20 protein-coding genes and 1 pseudogene are annotated in these 18,615 nt (G+C 33.3%); 18 read left to right on the top strand and 3 right to left on the bottom strand.

From position 1 onward, the window contains the following. The 6 genes from AN161_RS31170 to AN161_RS22230 all read left to right on the top strand — a co-directional run. A partial coding sequence (locus AN161_RS31170) for an RHS repeat-associated core domain-containing protein (protein ID WP_198926927.1) occupies positions 1-1,241 on the top strand: 1,241 nt, incomplete at its 5' end. A 24-nt stretch (positions 1,242-1,265) separates the two neighbouring features. Further along, positions 1,266-1,715 (top strand): SMI1/KNR4 family protein, encoded by a 450-nt coding sequence (locus tag AN161_RS22250; protein WP_075807322.1) that lies wholly within the window; start codon positions 1,266-1,268, stop codon positions 1,713-1,715. 364 nt (positions 1,716-2,079) lie between these two features. Continuing rightward, on the top strand, positions 2,080-3,552 hold the full coding sequence (locus tag AN161_RS22245) for an RHS repeat-associated core domain-containing protein (protein WP_158003088.1): 1,473 nt from the start codon (positions 2,080-2,082) through the stop codon (positions 3,550-3,552). 21 nt (positions 3,553-3,573) lie between these two features. Then, positions 3,574-4,128 carry a hypothetical protein gene (locus tag AN161_RS22240; protein WP_053596520.1) on the top strand — a complete coding sequence of 185 codons (555 nt, stop codon included), beginning with the start codon at positions 3,574-3,576 and terminating at the stop codon, positions 4,126-4,128. Between the two features lie 215 nt (positions 4,129-4,343). Further along, the gene (locus AN161_RS22235) at positions 4,344-6,251 is read left to right on the top strand and encodes an RHS repeat-associated core domain-containing protein (RefSeq protein WP_053596519.1); all 1,908 of its coding nucleotides are present in this window, start codon (positions 4,344-4,346) and stop codon (positions 6,249-6,251) included. Positions 6,252-6,281: 30 nt separating this feature from the next. Next, entirely contained in the window at positions 6,282-7,148 is an 867-nt protein-coding gene (locus AN161_RS22230) for a hypothetical protein (RefSeq protein WP_053596518.1), read from the top strand. Between the two features lie 541 nt (positions 7,149-7,689). On the opposite strand, the gene AN161_RS22225 is transcribed toward AN161_RS22230, so the two are convergent. After that, complete coding sequence (locus AN161_RS22225) at positions 7,690-8,391, bottom strand: YwqG family protein (protein WP_053596517.1); 702 nt, start codon at positions 8,389-8,391, stop codon at positions 7,690-7,692. Between the two features lie 122 nt (positions 8,392-8,513). Continuing rightward, positions 8,514-9,752 (bottom strand): DUF418 domain-containing protein, encoded by a 1,239-nt coding sequence (locus tag AN161_RS22220; protein WP_053596516.1) that lies wholly within the window; start codon positions 9,750-9,752, stop codon positions 8,514-8,516. A gap of 314 nt (positions 9,753-10,066) precedes the next feature. Here AN161_RS22220 and AN161_RS22215 point away from each other — a divergent pair, with 314 nt between their 5' ends. The 3 genes from AN161_RS22215 (at position 10,067) to AN161_RS31165 (ending at position 11,248) form a co-directional block, all read left to right on the top strand. Further along, entirely contained in the window at positions 10,067-10,465 is a 399-nt protein-coding gene (locus AN161_RS22215; protein ID WP_053596515.1) for a hypothetical protein, read from the top strand. 95 nt (positions 10,466-10,560) lie between these two features. Then, positions 10,561-10,962, top strand: coding sequence for a hypothetical protein (locus tag AN161_RS22210; RefSeq protein ID WP_053596514.1), 402 nt, complete (start codon positions 10,561-10,563; stop codon positions 10,960-10,962). 157 nt (positions 10,963-11,119) lie between these two features. After that, positions 11,120-11,248 (top strand): hypothetical protein, encoded by a 129-nt coding sequence (locus AN161_RS31165; protein ID WP_277815972.1) that lies wholly within the window; start codon positions 11,120-11,122, stop codon positions 11,246-11,248. A gap of 85 nt (positions 11,249-11,333) precedes the next feature. Here AN161_RS31165 and AN161_RS31160 read toward each other — a convergent pair whose 3' ends face one another. Beyond that, positions 11,334-11,456: a hypothetical protein gene (locus tag AN161_RS31160; protein WP_277815971.1), complete on the bottom strand. Its 123-nt coding sequence runs from the start codon at positions 11,454-11,456 to the stop codon at positions 11,334-11,336. A 104-nt stretch (positions 11,457-11,560) separates the two neighbouring features. Between AN161_RS31160 and AN161_RS22200 the strand changes: the two genes are divergently transcribed. The 9 genes and pseudogenes from AN161_RS22200 (at position 11,561) to AN161_RS30740 (ending at position 18,353) form a co-directional block, all read left to right on the top strand. After that, positions 11,561-11,818, top strand: coding sequence for a hypothetical protein (locus tag AN161_RS22200; protein WP_053596512.1), 258 nt, complete (start codon positions 11,561-11,563; stop codon positions 11,816-11,818). A 4-nt stretch (positions 11,819-11,822) separates the two neighbouring features. Next, positions 11,823-12,143 (top strand): SUKH-3 domain-containing protein, encoded by a 321-nt coding sequence (locus tag AN161_RS22195; RefSeq protein ID WP_158003087.1) that lies wholly within the window; start codon positions 11,823-11,825, stop codon positions 12,141-12,143. Between the two features lie 124 nt (positions 12,144-12,267). Then, positions 12,268-12,648 (top strand): hypothetical protein, encoded by a 381-nt coding sequence (locus AN161_RS22190; protein ID WP_053596510.1) that lies wholly within the window; start codon positions 12,268-12,270, stop codon positions 12,646-12,648. Positions 12,649-12,877: 229 nt separating this feature from the next. Beyond that, positions 12,878-13,423: an RNA 2'-phosphotransferase gene (locus tag AN161_RS22185; protein WP_053596509.1), complete on the top strand. Its 546-nt coding sequence runs from the start codon at positions 12,878-12,880 to the stop codon at positions 13,421-13,423. A 111-nt stretch (positions 13,424-13,534) separates the two neighbouring features. Continuing rightward, positions 13,535-14,191 (top strand): annotated as a pseudogene (locus tag AN161_RS31265) (SMI1/KNR4 family protein). Between the two features lie 356 nt (positions 14,192-14,547). Next, entirely contained in the window at positions 14,548-14,706 is a 159-nt protein-coding gene (comX, locus tag AN161_RS22170; protein ID WP_053596506.1) for a competence pheromone ComX, read from the top strand. Continuing rightward, positions 14,697-17,018: an ATP-binding protein gene (locus AN161_RS22165; RefSeq protein WP_053596505.1), complete on the top strand. Its 2,322-nt coding sequence runs from the start codon at positions 14,697-14,699 to the stop codon at positions 17,016-17,018. Before comX ends, AN161_RS22165 begins: the two co-directional genes overlap by 10 nt. A gap of 337 nt (positions 17,019-17,355) precedes the next feature. Further along, positions 17,356-18,078, top strand: a complete 723-nt coding sequence (locus tag AN161_RS22160) for a serine hydrolase domain-containing protein (RefSeq protein ID WP_053596504.1) — start codon at positions 17,356-17,358, stop codon at positions 18,076-18,078. Positions 18,079-18,116: 38 nt separating this feature from the next. Then, positions 18,117-18,353, top strand: coding sequence for a hypothetical protein (locus tag AN161_RS30740; RefSeq protein ID WP_053596503.1), 237 nt, complete (start codon positions 18,117-18,119; stop codon positions 18,351-18,353). Positions 18,354-18,615: the final 262 nt, after the last annotated feature.

Raw genomic sequence — 18,615 nt, 5'->3', positions numbered from 1 at the left:
AAGTTACCTATGGCTACGATGAATTCAGTAATCTCGTTTGGTCCAATCAAGGCGGTCAATTTGATTTCTTACACCGCAGTGTTGATGATGTCGGGAATTTGTATGAAACGAAAGAAAAGACCGATCGTGTCTATGGTGCCGGAAGTAGATTGCTTGAAACGAGAGAGGCAACATTCTCTTATGATGATGAAGGGAATCTGATTCAGAAAGTTGAGAAGAATGGTGATACGTGGAAGTACGAATACTATGGCAATGGCATGATGTCGAAGGTCATAAAACCAGACAAGGTAGAAGTTACTTTCAAGTATGACTCGCTAGGTAGACGAATAGAGAAGAGTTCTAACGAGAAAACTATGAGATTCGTATGGGATGGGAATACTATCCTACATGAGTATTTCTTGCAGAATGATTCAGATAAATTAGAAAATCCAGTTGAGTATTCCTCAGAGAATAAGTCTGAAATACCAGAGAATCTAGTCACATGGGTATTTAACGATGGGTTCGTACCTTCTGCTAAAATTACGGATGAAGGTTATTACAGTATTATTAGTGATTATCTTGGAACGCCTGTCGAAGCTTATGATGAAGAAGGTAAAAAGGTTTGGTCGGCTGAGCTTGATATTTATGGGCGAGTAATAGAGTTTGCAGGTGAAAAGGATTTCATTCCATTCCGTTATCAAGGGCAGTATGAAGACGTGGAAATCGGATTATATTACAACAGATTCCGATATTACTCACCAAGTGAGGGGATTTACACACAACAAGACCCTATTAGGCTAGCGGGGAATAATCCAACGTTATATGGATATGTTAGTGACCCTCTCATGGAGCTGGATCCGTTTGGCTTGATAAATTGGAAAAAAGTTATTTGGACTGCAACAAGACCAAAGGGAACTAGACAAACATATGATGTGTATCAAAGAGATGATATTAATTGGGATGAAATTAGAAGTGCAGGTGATAAAAGGTATATTGGTATGACGAATAGGGATGCGGCAAATAAATACGGAAAAGCACCACAACTATCGGATGGTAGTTTTGCAACATTACATCATCTAGGTCAAGATTCGAGAGGAGCATTAGTAGAAGCAAGTACTCGTTATCATGGTGTTGGAAAGTATGGGCAAGATATATTGCATAGTCAATTTGGGAGAAATAAACCACATCCTAATTATCCGATAAATAGGCCGAAATTTGATGTCGATACACGAGAATATTGGAAAACCCGATGTAAATCATAATTTTTTAGAAGAGGTGGAAATATAATGAATGATATGAATGAATTGCTAAATAAATACAGAGTTTTATACGATATTGATGGAATTTCTAATGATTACTTGGATAAAATCGAATATGATCTTCAAATAAAACTACCTAATGATTTTCGTGAAGTATCTAGTTTCTACAGTGGAGGAGATGTTGGAGGGAAAAATATACATTCTTTTTTATTTTCTGATTCAACAAATCTTATTGGAGAAACTTTGAGAATTAGAGAGGCCGTTGGTTTACCGAGTAGGTTTGTTGTTATTGCTGAACAAGATGAAAGTATTATTGTTATGGATACAGAAAACAAACCATCAATCATTTGGCTAGATTCTGTAGAAATAACTAAATTAGAGGAGCAAGATTTTATTTCCGAGCCAGATGTATGGGAGAATTTTTCTGACTTTTTTAATCATATACTAGATGATGAAGAAGAAGAACGTAAATATTAAGATATAATAAAGAAGTGAGTTTTAACCAACAATAATATAAAAATAAAGAAACAACAGTATTACAAGTCTTTTGTGTTATTTAATGGATTTAATAAAGATTAAAAAAACATATGTAAAAAAGACGTATAAGTCTTTCTTTACATATGTTTTTGTGTTGGAATTAAGTTTTTTTACTTGTTTATTACCGAAATCGCTCGAAACTTTGATATTAAAGTTTTGAGACATTGAGACATGGTGTCGCCTAAATTCAGAAAATAGTTATTTTTTATAATTTAAAAAGTTAATATCAGTTTTAGGCAACCATTCATAGATTACGAGAAGCTTAGGTGCAAGAATCGATGTCGCTCGTAATGAAATGGGTAATGTGTCGCAAATCACGGCTTCTCGCTCAGAGCAAGCCCTTTGGACAGCATCAATGCAATACAATGAACTTGGTCAAGAGATTGAAAGGATCTTACCAGGAGATGTCATTAGCAAGTGGCAGTATGATGTAGCAGGTAGACCAACACACCATAGAATAAGTAGTCAAAACGGTGATACACGAAGACGCGCATATAATTGGGACGTCAATCAGCGCTTGCGAAGCATTGTAAACGAGTTAACTGGTGTAAAGGTTACCTATGGTTACGATGAGTTCAGTAACCTCGTCTGGTCCAATCAAGGCGGTCAATTTGACTTCTTACACCGAAGTTTCGATGATGTAGGGAATTTATATGAAACAAAAGAAAAGAAAGATCGTGTCTATGGTGCAGGCAGCAGATTGCTTGAAACGAAAGAGGCAACATTCTCTTATGATGATGAAGGTAATCTGATTCAGAAATTTGAGAAGAATGGTGATACGTGGAAGTACGAGTACTATGGCAATGGCATGATGTCGAAGGTCATCAAACCAGACAACACAGAAGTTACTTTTAAGTATGACCCGCTAGGTAGACGAATAGAGAAGTGTTCTGACGAGAAAACAACAAGTTTCGTTTGGGATGGGAATACTATCCTACATGAGTGTTTCACGCAGAATGATTCAGAGAAATTTGAAAATCTAGTTGAATCTTCATTACAGACTGACTCCGAAATAGTAGATAATCTAGTCACATGGGTATTTAACGATGGGTTCGTACCTTCAGCTAAAATCACGAATGAAGGTAATTACAGCATCATTAGTGATTATCTAGGAACGCCTGTCGAAGCTTATGATGAAGAAGGTAATAAAGTTTGGTCGGCTGAGCTTGATATCTACGGTAGAGTGAATGAATTTACAGGTGAGAAAAACTTTATTCCATTCCGTTATCAAGGACAGTATGAAGATGTTGAGACAGGATTATATTTCAACAGATTCCGATACTACTCTCCAAGTGAGGGAATGTATACACAGCCAGACCCGATTGGTTTATCTGGTGGCATTAAACTTTATAGTTATGTACATGATCCAAATATTTGGATTGATCCATTTGGATTAGCTAAACGAGGACCTAAGACAGATGGTAAAGGACCACATAATGAAATGATAAAGGCTTGGGGCGATGAAGTCGAGGCAAATGGTGGTACAGTTCTAAATGGTGGAGGAAGAAGACAGGAAACGCTTATTGAAACGCCAGGAGGTAATAAACAAGGTAGACGACCAGATATAATTTATAGAGATGCTGATGGTAATAAAAAGTGGGGTAATGTCGGGAAAACAAAAAAAGATGGATCACCTATTAAAAGAGAACAGCAAGCACTTGACGATTTGAACAATGTACGGGGAAAACATAATGTAGCTGATCCAGTGGAGTTTAGATCCTATAATCACCCAGAGCATAATAATAAAAGTTCGGGTACACTTTGTAAGAAAAAATAATTTGTAGGAGATTTATATAAAATGGAACTAGATATAATAGCTAAACGAAGTTTTATAGTTCATCTTATCAACGATTTTTTATCAAAAAATGATTTGATCTTTTTTGAAGATATTAATTATCATAAGGAAGGTCTAAAATTTGGTGAATTGTTAAATGAAAATGATTATTTAAATAAGGATATGGCTATTTCAATTGGTACAAAAGAAAATTTTGATAAAAAGATTAGATCATTAAATACTAGACCATATATTGAAGATAAGCATGATTTTATTTATATTCTTAACCTTTACGAAAAGAATAATGTATACGAAAAAAATGATGAAAAAGTCAATCATACAAGTTTTATCTGGAATCCAAGTAAAAGTGAGTCAGCTAAGTTAATAGGGAAATTATTGAAAAAACATATTTCTAGTCATTGTAATATTGGTATGAAAGTAGTAGATTCTCAAGAAGTTGGATATAACAAACGTCTTCAAAAATTTTATTGGCCTGAAGAGGTACTAAGCTATAATGAAAAATTATTTTACCCGATAGCTGTACAAGTTGTTCCGATAATCAAAGATTCTCAAAAATAAAAATAGTTCTGTACGGATGAACTAGTATAGCATGAGATAGAAACAGGGTCCTACAATAACAAGTTCCATATTAGATCTCTGATGATAAAGTGATATTAAATTCAAAAAACATATGTTAAAGAGGAGCATAAACCTTTTTACATATGTTTTTCTTGTTTATGCTCACTCTAAAAAACTAAATACTAAAGTGATATAATTTTGCCATAAAAAGGCTATTGATAATACCAATAAATACAGAAGAGCAGTTAACCGCTGTCATCAATGAAAAAGGCGAAGCGTATCAGTTTGAACGTGATACGAAAGGCAATATCATTAAGGAAGTCGGCTTTGATGAGATTGAAAGAACGTATGAGCGAAGTCTGGCTGGTTTAGTTCAGAGAATTCAACGTCCGGGTGATCGTTGGACAGCGTATCAACATGATGGTCTAGGGAATATCATTCGAGCTGATTATTACGATGACACCTGGGAAACGTTTGGCTATGACAAAAATGGTTCGTTAATTGAGACTGAAAATGAGCATGTGAAAGTAAAACTGGAGCGAGACCCATCTGGACAAGTGATCAAGGAATGGCAAAATGACCATTGGATTTCAAGCAGTTATGACGAATTAGGCAACCGTTCACAGATTACGAGTAGCTTAGGTGCAAAAATCGATGTCGCTCGAAATGAAATGGGAAATGTGTCACAAATCACAGCCTCTCGCTCAGAGCAAGAACAATGGACAGCATCCATGCAGTACAATGAACTTGGTCAAGAGATTGAGAGAATCTTACCAGGGGATGTCATTAGCAAATGGCAGTATGATGCAACGGGTAGACCGACACATCACAGCATAAGTAGTCAAAATCGTGACACACGAAGACGCGTGTATAATTGGGATGTCAATCGTCGCTTACGAAGCATGGTTAACGAGTTAACAGGTGTAAAAGTTACTTATGGTTATGATGAATTTAGTAACCTCGTTTGTTCCAATCAAGGCGATCAATTTGACTTCTTACACCGTAGTGTAGACGATGTAGGGAATTTGTATGAAACTAAAGAAAAGACAGATCGTGTTTATGGTGCTGGAAGTAGATTGCTTGAAACGAGAGAGGCAACATTCTCTTATGATGAAGAAGGTAATCTTGTTCAGAAGGTTGAGAAGAACGGTGATACGTGGAAGTACGAATACTATGGCAATGGTATGATGTCGAAGGTCATCAAACCAGACAACACAGAAGTTACTTTTAAGTATGACTCGCTAGGTAGACGAATAAAGAAAAGTTCTGACGAAAATACAATGAAATTCGTATGGGATGGGAATACTATCCTACATGAGTATTTCTTGTATAATAATTCAGATATATTTGAAAATATAGATGAGTATTCATCACAGAACGACTCAGAAATACCAGATAATCTAGTCACATGGGTATTTAACAATGGATTCATTCCTTCAGCTAAAATTACGAATGAAGGTAATTACAGTATTATTAGTGATTATCTTGGAACGCCTGTAAAAGCCTATGATGAAGAAGGTAAAAAGGTTTGGTCAGCTGAGCTTGATATTTATGGACGAATGGTGGAGTTCACTGGTGAGCAGGATTTCATTCCGTTTAGGTATCAAGGGCAGTACCACGATTTGAGCAGTGGTTTGTATTATAATCGCTTCCGCTATTACGACCCTAGTATGGGTATGTATACGCAGCCAGACCCTATTGGGCTTGCGGGTGGGAATCCTACGCTCTATGGATATGTCAGTGACCCTAATATTTATATTGATATTTTTGGTTTAAAACAAGGCGGTTCCTATGCTAGTGTTAGAGCAACGAACATAGGAGGTCAGGTACATCATATGCCTGCAAACTCAGTTTCTCCAGTAAGTTATGCGAAAGGACCAGCAATTTGGATGCCTACTCCCGATCATCTTGATACAGCTAGTTGGGGAAGTTATAACAAAGGGAAACAATGGAGAGCATACCAAAAGGAATTGATTGATAGTGGGAAATTCGGAAAAGCGATGGAAATTGACATACGAGACGTACAAAGAAAATTTGGTTCTCAATTTAATGATGGAATAAGAGAAATGTTGGAATACGCAGGAGACAATGGATATATAACCAATGCAGAACAAAAAGATTAACAAGAAAATATTGCAGATGAGGTAGAAGGTATGAGAAGAGAGTTAAAAATATTACCCAAAATCGGGATAAACGAAGTAAAGCTATCTATGACATCTTCAGATTTAAAAAATATCATAGGTGAATTGGATAAGAAAAATGTCAATGGAAAAGAATTTTTTCTATATCAAGATGAATATATATTTCATTTTGTAGATGATGTTTTAGTAAGTATTTCTGTGAACAATCCAGATGTTATTTTCTTGAATAATCAAAAAATTGATTTAATGAATGAATCAAAGCAATTTTTATTCAAAGAAAATCCGTATTTTGTTGATGGATGTTATATATTTCCTCAGTATAACATGTCGATTTACGGTTTAGATTTTCCTGATGATGGAATTCAATTAACAATTTATTCAGATAACCAAAAAAATATTTACGAGAAAGATATAAAATTAGCTTTTCAATTCAGAAGTATTGATAATCAGCTAATAAACTTAAAATATGAAATTACTCCGTATCAATCTGTTGGATTATTGAAATTCGGCATGCAACTGAGTGAAATTGAAAAAATATGGGGAGTTCCTTTAAAAATAAGCAAGAATAAAAAAAAGGGTATAACTACAGAAAACAGGACGAATAGTCAAGCAATGTATAATGAAAAAGGACAGTTAATTCAACTAGCCTTAAATTGTAAAGAGGAAGTTTTTATTGATAATAAATTGTTATCAAAATTCGGTTCTAAATTGGATAGTTTAAAAAATGAAGAGTATTTTATAAACAGAAACTATAAAATATATTTCAAGTTTGGAATTGCATTAGATAATTTAGGAAACCTATCTTCTAATGATTTTATTTATATTTTTTCAGAAGAGATGATTCCTTACTGGAATGATATATATCGCCCTTTAATCTAACGAATCATCAGAAGTGATAGGAATACTTCGCCTCTAGTTGTTAATTGCAAAATAAAAATGCAGAGAATTGTAACTTTACTTAATTGCAATTCTCTGCATTTTCGTTACAAATCTAACTTATTTTTGTATTTTACTATTTTCAACATTACTATCTATTCTGTTTGTTCGATCAAGCAGGAAATCAATACTGACATTGAAATAATCAGTTGGAAAGTATTTGATCTTATGTCTGAACATCCAACCTGATCTTGCAGCTTATTTATCAGATGATATTGCATTATTATTAGAGGCAGTGCTTTGTAATTTTAATAGTAGTTGGTTAAATGGGCTATGGAAGGAATATTGCGCAGGAAAAATACCCTATCCAGACAATACTCTTAGTTGATGGGAGTCTAGACCAATTAATTTAAGTTTTTTATGTAAGAGTCAAATAGCGCCCCCTGAGTAACAGGTGGGCGCTATTTGACTCTTACGATTGAGGCATATTTACACGCGAAGGCAATAAAAACGTATCGCCACTGCCTTAGCGATACGATTTCTATTACATACTGTAAAGATAATAATAAAGATTAGAAAAATCCTTTGCGATCAGAGAATCTCGCTCGATAAAAAATTGCAATGTGCCAGAGTCTGCTATCATGGCATATGTCTTATGGGCATCACCCTCCATATCTAATTGAAACAGCAGCTCTGCATTGCCATTATTCTCATCAAAACTATTTTGATCCATAAATGCGTAGCCACCTATTTTTGTGCCACTACCATCTGTTTGATCAAAATACTTTGAATATGCAGGGTTCTCCATTGGTAAGTCATAATGAACGGAGCGAGGATCTGTGTATGGTACTAACTCTTCTCGTAATGTTGCTTTAAATGCATAAGGACCACCAAAGATAATTGGTTCACATAGCTCATACTCCATCTCCTTATCAGAAAAAGGCTCTATATCATGAGAGGGCTCAAAGTCCGCATAATAGCGACAATAATAACCATCCTCGTAAACACCATAATCCTCATCTGCCAACACAAAAAACTGTAGAAGCCCTTGCTGTGGGTAATCTTCCAGTGAAGGTAGCTGAGAAAAATTAAGCTGTGCTAAAAACATATAAGGTGTGCCACTACTATGTACAGGAAAGCTATCACCTAATTTACAATAAGGTCGTCCGCCTAATTTACTATCCGTATAAGTAACAGACTCCTCTACGGCTTGTAAAGCTATCGCCTGTTTTAATGATTGCTTCAATATTTATCAATCCTTTCTTGTTGTTATAAATGATTTCTCTAATTATACATACAGCCCCTTAGTTCATTTTATCAAAAAGAATCCTAAATTTATCGAGAACTCACAGTTGATCAGCACCTAAGCTATACTTTTTTAGATTCCTTATTAATACCTAAATAAGTGAATGACCTCCAAACATATTCTAGTGGCCCGAAGCGGAATTTGGATAACCAAAGCTTACTAAAAATCACTTGGAAAGCAAAAATGACAATGGCAATGATGATAGCTGTCGTTAAGTGAAGTTTTCCGTATACGCCGAATGCAAATGGTCCAAATAAAAATGTACATATAATAGATTGGCCGATATAGTTTGTGAATGCCATTCTTCCAGGGAACGCTAACCACTGTAAAATTTTCTTCCCATTCACCGTGTGATAAATAAAGATCAAGCTAATGGCATAAAAGATTGTTAGGAGTGGTGAGCTAATATATTGAACAGCAGAAAAGTTTTCTGAAAGGAAAGGTAATATCCAGCCCAATGTCCCACCAAAAATCAATGTTAGTAACCACGTAATGAAAAAGCCTTTTCGATATTCTTCAAAACGATGCAGCCATTTTTTCTTCGCAACAGCTGCTCCAAATAAGAACATTAGTAAGAACGGAAGATTTGAAAATAAATAAAATATAGGGTTGCCTAGAAAAAGAACATATAGCCCATTACGGATTGTATAAAAAGTTCTTTCCATAAAATTAGCATCCATTAATTCTTGAATATTTCCATTTTGATGGGCATCTATCGTAACCTGCATGAGCTGACGACTTTCCTCTGACATGGACATAGACATTGACATTGTCGTAGTAGAATCGGAGGATAGAGCTCCAAACGTTAATGATCCCAAAAGTAAGCTATATAAAGTTAAGCTAATGATTAACATAGCGTTGGGTTTTAACTTATGCATGAGAAGGAGTAATAATCCTAAAATTGCATAGTCTGTTAAAATATCTCCAAACCAAATGAAATAGGCATGGATACAACCGAAAATAAATAACGCAATAAGTCGTCTAGAATAAATTCCCCAAAAATTTAGTTGCTTTGCGGCAGCTCTTTCCTGCATGATGACCATGCCAAAACCGAACAGCATGGAAAAGAGCATGACAAATTTTCCATCGACAAACATAGTAAGAATAGTTTTAACTGTATAATCGGCGTCATTCCAAAAAGAAGTCCATTCATTTTTAAAACTTAAATCTTCCTGCATGTATACAGGGTAAAGGAACCAAACAATATTTGCTAATATGATTCCTAATAATGCGAACCCCCTTAACACATCGAGTGTTTCAATCCGCTCTTTGGTAGATATAGGTGAAAGCTTTTGTTTCATATAATTATCCTTTCGATTGTTATTTTGTTCTTTCAACAAGTGGTGACTGTTGAAAAACCTTTGTTAATGAAACTTTAAATTATAATTATCAGGATTTTATAAGGAAAACTAAGGTGTCGTAATTCATTTGTAAAATATTTCTATAGCATAAATACATTTCTTTATGCATGAACTATTAAGTATCGGAATTAACAGAGATAAGGAAGTAGGAAAAAGAGTGTATCATAATGAGAAGATATGTTAAGTTAGATGTTCCTGGAAGATAGATGGAAGATAAATCACGAAAATTTTATGTATGACAATGAATCGACTTTATGCAAGGTAAAACTATATTAGAAAACTTCATTCTTTCGTTAAAATTAATAGAAGCCAAAACTTTAGTGGATGGTTTGACTAAAGATGAATTCGAGAATTATATATTGGATTTGTGTTATAAATCAGAAAGTATCATATATTATTCTTTTGTTTTAGATTTATTAAAAAGTAGGGAAACAGCTTTCCTTCACTATATAGCTTCAATTATTTTAGCTCATCCATTATGTCATATAGAGGGGGCTTATCAGGCTGCATTTCATCACGCCCAAAAGGCGATTAATTGGGATGAAGATGATGTAGAGCTTAAAGAATTTTTACTATTTTTTAATGCTATACCTGATAAATTATTAAATGATCAAGAGGCTAAAATACTGGCTGAAAAAGTCTTGAAAAAATAACAGATAGTGAGGTTGCAAAATAGCACAGATAATAGGAGCTTGATTGGTTTTGGTTTATACCTTGGACTATCAAATGAAAAGAAGGTTAGAGCATAGTGCATTTAAAAAACAAAGAACTAATTACACAAAGATTAGATGGTGTTTGGGTTTACGAGAGAATCGTAAAGATTGAATATAATGTTGAAAATGATGTTGAAGATAACTATATTGGAACACTGGATCTTACCTTTCATATTACCTTTATAGAAACAAAAGAACCTTTCAAAATAAGGATTAGATATTATCATGTTGACGATTTAACGATAAGAAAAGCAACAACTTTTCCACTGTCAAGGGACTTAATTGTTCATGATATGAAAGAGCAAGGTTTGGTGAGCAGCCAGCGTTATCATGTACATGATGATAGTGGATATGGTGAAAATGATGGATTCGAATTTATTGAATTTTATTGTACTTCTATGGAAGTCATTTTGGTAGAAGAATTTTACGAGATTTGAATAGAAATGGTGGTTATGAATGGCGTGAATTACCAAAAATTTAACCATTTAATAGTCGATTTACTTTAGGAGATGCTTTATTTACCGATGTATTAGAATTAAGTTAGCTTAATGTCAGAAAATAATGAGGAGAACACACTTAGGGAGGTAATGTAATATGACATATGATGAAGTGGAAGCCGTTTTATCTCAAGTGTTGGATAGAGAATGGGGTGATTTAGATCCACCTTCTTTGAATGATTGGGAAAAAGCAGAAAGAAAATTTAATTGCAAATTTTGGGGATGAATTTACATATTTTTTTAACTTAATTTCTAAATATGTATTACCAGGCATTTTAAACGTATCAACAGGAAAAAATAATGGGAATGATTTAATTAAGTTTATTAGGGTATTTATCTGCCCTAATATCAAACACATATTCTAGCATATCTCCCCATTCATAATTTAAATCTTGCAGATCAATAATAATGGCATCAGGATCCCATGCTTCCATTGCTACCTTTCCCATAGCATTCATATAAACAGCATCAGTATTTCCAGCATAGTATAGCAAAATTGAGAGAATTTATCCTGGTTTCTGTAAAGGAAGTGAGTAGAGTGGTTGATAACAATTTACCTATTGTTCCTTGGGTAGGACTTGGAGGGATTAAGCTTTATAGTCATATAAGCCAGTTCTACGATTTAATTGCTAATATGGATGAGAAGTCAAGGTTGTTTACAAAGTTTTTTATTAGATATGAAATTAAAGGTTCGGTAGACTTGTGGTTCAATTTGATGAATGGGAAGCTTTTTAAGATAACAGCCTTGAAAGATTACCGTATTGTTTTTGGAAGCGATGGGATACAAAGTGTATGATTCTGTGATTGATGTATTAACCGTTTTTGGTGGGATGACATATAAATATAAACACCCTAACGGAAGTATAGAAACATTTCATTTTAGCCCTGAAGAAGCAGTAGGGGATTATTATGGAAAAGAAGACTTTGAGGAATTTGAGGCGCGGATAAATGAGCCTCTTATTGTAGTTGGTGAAGCATATCGTGGTTATTTAATTATGTTTATCTCTCAATCGGGTAAGGTGTTTGCTAAAAATGCAAGCTCATTATATAAATTGGGCGACAACATTTTTGAAGCATTAGATACTCTTTGTTTATTTAAAATACCGGAAGAAATCAATTAAAATAGGTGATATTTACAACTTAGTCTAATCAGGAATGCGGTTTTTACTTCAGATGAAAGTAGTGTATTGAAGATACATGGAATCTTTATAATCATAAACAATAGTCAAAGGAGTATTAATACAAATGACAAAAGAGTGGTATGAAGAAACAGTAATTCTAAAAAAGATTCCCAATTTCAGTTCAACGAATGTTAACTATATTAAAGGTTTCAATTATTATATAGGATACAATCCATATTATGATGAAGTTTCCTATTTAGAAGTAGATTTTTTAGTAGAAGTGGATAGAAGAAAGTATATGTTGAAGATGAAATTTAATGATGTTTCTGTCCTTGATTTAATAGGATTTGGAAATAGTTACAACCAATTAATGGGCTTTACAATTCATAATTTAAGTAAAAATGGTTTTGAATTAGATAATAAATATTTAGTAGAAGATTATGAAGATAACATCATTAAATTTTACTGTGCTAGTTTTGAAGTGCTGTCTTTAGTTGAAATTTAGATGGAAACAATATAGAAGGTACTAAAGGAGAAATTAGATGATTAACTATGGAACTCTTTACTTCGATCATTACACAAAATTTTTAGGAAGTCCAATCGATCGGGAGGTGTATAAATATGTGAAAAAATGCCAAGTATCCATATTTTGAAGTATGAAGCAAGACAATGGTTACAAAAGAATAGCTCAATTATTGAAAGGGCTTAAAATGACTAGGGAGAGAGAAAATATAATGGCTTATGAAGAGTTAAGCAAGGAAGTTTCGTATGCACTTAGGCATGCTCCATGGGAATATGAATTAGAAATGGATGATGAAGGTTGGGTTTCTCTAGAACAATTAAGAGCTGCTTTTTCAGCCACACCAAAATGGAGGCAGTTAGAGGTTAATGAATTTATTGACATGGTCAATATGGCAGAGAAGAAGCGTCATGAAATACATGATAATAAGATTAGGGCACTATATGGACATTCAAATAGTATTCATAAGATAGCACAAGAAGAAAGAATACCACCAAATGTGTTGTATCATGGTACTGCTAAGAGATTTCTAGAGAAAATTAAGATAGAAGGACTCCTTCCGCGATCGCGACAATATGTACATTTGTCAGTAGATACGGAAACAGCTACTCTCGTTGGAAAAAGAAGAGATAATGAACCTCGAATATTGAAGATAAACGCAAAGGAAGCCTACGACCAAGGTGTTAAGTTTTACTATGGAAATGATAATGTTTGGCTAGTGGATTCGATTGATGCTAAATATATTGATGATAGTTGGTAAAGACAAAAATATGGTATGGTTTTTACCATGTCTTGAATGAACATTGTCGTTTTGTAAAATAAATCAGGTTGGGATGGTTTATCGCGAGTATATACTAAAGGATGATGAAATATGTTTAATTTAACTAGAATTACAGACTTAATAAAAAATGCACCAGCCAGCGAAAATGAAATACTAAGCCTAGAAGACATGATGAACATTAAGCTACCTACTACATATAGAACGTTACTTAAATATACTAATGGCCTTTCGATAGCCGGAGGTGTGCTGATTTATGGGACAGAGGATATTATAGAAAGAAACGAAACTTGGGAAGTAAATGAGTATGCAAAAGGCTATCTTGCTATCGGTGATGACGGTGGTGGGAATGTTTTTTTAATGGAACTAGATACTGAAGAGAGTAGGATTTTCGCTGTTGATTGCGGAGATATGAATCCGCAAAATGCATCTATTATTGCCGTAGATTTTAACAGTTGGATTGATAGTGGTTGTGTTAGTGAGTCAGTCAGTGGAAGAGGAGTTAAGTAACTCTATTGATACTTGTAATATTTTGTTAACAGCTTTACCAACTGGGGGATTAAAAGATTTAGTCAAAATCAAAAATGTGCTAGACATAAAGATATCTGCTTCTGATTTACTAAAGTGTTCTAAAAATCTACCTTGTGAAATTGGTAAGGAATATCCTTACGATCAAGCTATAAAGTTAATTGAATCAATGGGGAAATTGGACAAGCGCTAAAAGTAGTTCCTGTAACTAAAAAAGAGTAAAAAGATTTATATTACATAGGCTTATTCCAAAGGGTGAGGAGGAATAAGCTTTTTAATTTATTTTAATATGAAATAGTTATTAGTGTAAATTATTTCTATTTTATTTTATTGTCTGGTAAATAAATTTATATTAGTAATTTGACGAAATAGTAAGGAAAATACTATGTTAAACAAAAAATCTACCTTATCCATTATTTTTTAGCATTTTATAGAAAATTTTGTTGAAAAAATGTAAGAAGATAGTATAATGGAGTTGTAGTTACATTTATGGTTATTAATTCCTTTAAAAGAATTAGTAATATTTTTTAGCAAAATAATAGATGTGATTACAAAAACTAATGAAATGAGGAGATTTTATGATTAACATGATTCAATTTTTAGAACAAAATCCGTCGTTGGTAACTTTGTTGAAAGAAAAAAAAGCTTCTCTAGTTGGTGTTACAGAACTTGAACAGAAGGCAATTTTAGAGTCCTTTGATGGAGATTTACGCATAGGAAATGGAATTTGGCAATAAAGTTACTAAAAAGTAAATGGTTTTGGCTTGCTGTAGGTATATATCTAGCTCTAGGTATTTATGTGCTTTATATTACTTACAGCACGCCTTTTATAAGTATTAAAATACAGGAAGAAGATGGACAATGGGTTGTAAAAGATCCCTATTATAAAGATTGGGCAAATAAGCAAGGAATCTCTCTTGGGGACATTGTTCTAAATGTTGATAGCGTTCAAATTAAAGATGTTTCTAATATAAAGTATGGTTCAGTTATTCGAGAAGCTAATGAATTAACGATAATGAAGCCAGAAGGAAAGATTAGTAGAATAAAAATAAATCATTTAGATATACCTGAACAATTTTACTATATGTTGATAGTTCCTTCTATTTATTATTTCTTGACTTTATTGATTTCATTTTATTTGTATTACAAACAGAAAAATACTGAACTTTTAAATTTACTAATTCTGTTTATATTAACTGTATCACTAGCCTATGTTAGTATTGGTGCGTCTAGTAAACTAAATGGCGTAGGGATAATTGTAAATAGTGGTAGCATGCTTTTGTGCTTAATATACTTATTACATTTTTTAAGAAATTATTTCTCCTTTTTAGGAATACATTGTGCTTTTCTTAGTAACATTAAAGTATTTTATACAATACCTTTAATAGCTATTCTTCTTAGTATCTGTGGTATAGTTGCCAAAACAACATTCTCTAGTATAATATTGTGGTTATTTTTCCTATTACTTATTTTTATCCTTAGTATTTTAATAATATATTATTTTAAGTACAGAAAGCCACAATTAAAAGTATTATTAATGAGTATTATTATCCCGTTCTTCCCGTTTCTTTTTCTATATGCATTACCAGTAATTGTATGTAATCAATACATACTCTCTGCCGATGTGTGCTCCCTATTCTTAATTCTCATACCTTACAGCTTTATATGTACACAGCTCACTGAACGTATTTTTGATATGGAATACTTTATTACGCGTTTACGTCATTATTTTAATTTTTCATTTGCTTTTACAATTTGGCTATTAATAGGTCTGTATTGGATTACTGATTTATCAATTTCAAGAATGACGGAAATATTCTTTTTTGCCTTTTTATCGTTAATTGCACTTTTCTACATTAAAGAGAAAATAGATTATAGCAAGCGAAAAATCCTTTTTTCAACAAAAGGGGATTATATCCATCGATTGTATACGACAGTTGATAGTATTGGAAGGGTCGTAAAGATTGAAGACTTACTTGAGAAATTTGTTCAAGAAATTGCTTTACATCTTGAGATTAAACAAGTTTACGTTTTAACCTATGATTTACAAACACATCAAGTTACTTCTACGAGCAAATCAAAAGAATATACACAAAATCAGATTGATGAAGTTTTAATTGAGAAGCTAGGTTTAGGAGATATCAAGAAAACTGAGCATTTTTATATTGCTTTTATCCACCAGGATGTTAATTATAAAAGAATATTAGTTGTAGACCATAATAAATCTATCTATCTAAAGGATGAAGAATTATTATGGCTTGAATTATTGCTTTTATACTTAAATAATTTTATAGAAAATACAAAAATGGTGGAAGATCTTCTCGAACAGTTAAAGCATATGAAGGATGCTGATAAAAATAAGCTACCTTGGCTCAATAAGCTATTGTGGTTAAGGTTTGAAGAAGAAAAATATCAATTAGCTCAAGAACTTCATGACACGATTTTACAAGAGCAGCTACATATTGCTAGAGAAATGAATGTATTTATACATGCAAAGAAAACGTCAGATATTCAATCGAACCTTTCCAAGATTCATGATCATATGCTTGCTTCGTTGAATGATTTAAGAGGCTACTGTGAAAATTTAAAGCCCCCCTTATTAGATACATTGGGACTAAATGCTGCGCTTGAGAAGCTTATTCAAAAAAATCATAAGCGTGCTGATTTTGTTTTAATTTACACAATTGATCGTCTATATTTGGAGGATGAGCGTTTAAACTTAATGATTTATCGGCTTTTCCAAGAGTTGTTAAACAATGCTTTAAAACATTCGTATGCCAACACTGTCGAAATTCATCTGTTAGAAACAGAAGAGGGCTTTGAAATTATTTATTCTGATGATGGTGTAGGATGTAAAATGGATGATATCATTCTTGCTGATTCAATGGGCATCAGGGGAATGCAAGATAGGGTACAGGCCTTTAATGGTCAGTTTTTTATCAACACCAATGTAGGAGAAGGAATGTCCATTCGAATTAAAGTAATTGAAGGGGATCATACCCATTCCTATGACTACGATACGTATCATAGAAGGCCAACTCACTCATAGTAGAGGATAATATATGAATAGAAAGAAAGACATGAACTATTTTCGTACCTCCTAATCTTTTCGTACTGTGCAAAAATTCACAGTATGAGTATGGATTGGAGGTTTTTGCTTTGAAGTATATTTATATTGAGAGGGTTTAATATCTTCATGGATATAGAAGAAATAATCCTAAAGTATACATCACCCAGAAGCGTATTTCTCTACAAATGAAATTGATGAAAAGGATAGTCGTTTATTAATCCCCAAAGATATGTGGATTTGGCGACTCATCAGGTAAGGAAAAAAATCCATCAATATAAAGAAGGATGATTAAACATTCTAGTAAGGAGAAACTCACATGCTATTAGAGGAACGGTTAAATAATTGGGTAGATTCTTATAATCGAAACGGTTATTTGAATGGTACTTTATTAATTACATCTAATGAGAATATTCTTTTAAACAGAGGTTTTGGTATGGCGAATTGGGAGCATAGCGTTCCAAATGTGCCAACAACTAAATTTCGTATAGGGTCACTCACGAAAGCATTTACAGCGATGGCTATATTTCAATTGCATGAAAAGCAAAAATTGAATATTGATGATTACGTAGGAAAATATCTACAAGATTATCCGAATGGTCAACAAATAACAATCTATCATTGTTTAACTAATAGTTCCGGAATACCTAATTATACAAATGCCCCTGATTTTTGGTTTCGTACAATGAGATTGCCATCCACATTAGATCAGCTAATTGATTCCTTTAAAGAAAGGGAATTAGAGTTTGAACCTGGTAGTAATTTTGGCTATTCAAATTCAGCGTATGCTTTGTTAACGGTCATTATAGAAAAAGTTTCAGATATGCCTTATGCAGATTACATACAGCAGCATATATGTCATCCATTAGGTATGTATCATACAGGTTGTGATGATGGAGTAAAGGTGATTCCAGGTTTAGCATCTGGCTATTCATTTTGGGAAGAACCAATTCATGCTGCGTATGCGGATATGTCATTTCCATTAGGCTCTATGGTTTTTATTCAACAACAGAGGACCTATTTATTTGGGATAAGGCCATAAAATCTTCCAAAATCCTTCATAAGGAATTAACAGAGAAAATGTTGACTCCAAATCTTGGGTCTTATGCGTGTGGTTGGATGGTCTCTGAATTAATGGAGAAAAAATGTGTGCATCATTTTGGAGATATTAGCGGTTTTTCAAGTGATTTCCTTAGATTTGTCGATGACCAAGTTACGATTATCTTTTTAAGCAATATGAATGTTTCACCTGTCATGCATTTATGTAGAGAGATTGCAAAAATCGTTTTTGATAAAAATGTATCTTCACAGAAGTGAGCTTCAGAAAGCCCCCTTCTTCAGAGGTGGGAGGAATGAAGTGCTTTTTCTTTATAGAACATATGTTTATATTGTATATTGTGAATAATCAAAAAAGAAAGGAGTGGCGGGTAATGACGAAATGGAAGAAAGATTGTTTTATTATAGAACTCAAGTTACTTATAGATCCATGGCAAAAGGATATTCTATTAAAACGTTTTGAAATTGCCCGTACACTCTATAATACAACTTTGTCTTATGCAGTAAAACAATATACTTTCAT

Source organism: Lysinibacillus sp. FJAT-14222, from assembly GCF_001278875.1.
Taxonomy (GTDB): domain Bacteria; phylum Bacillota; class Bacilli; order Bacillales_A; family Planococcaceae; genus Lysinibacillus; species Lysinibacillus agricola.
Note: the sequence above shows the minus strand (reverse complement) of the source record. Positions and strands in the feature narration are given on the sequence as shown.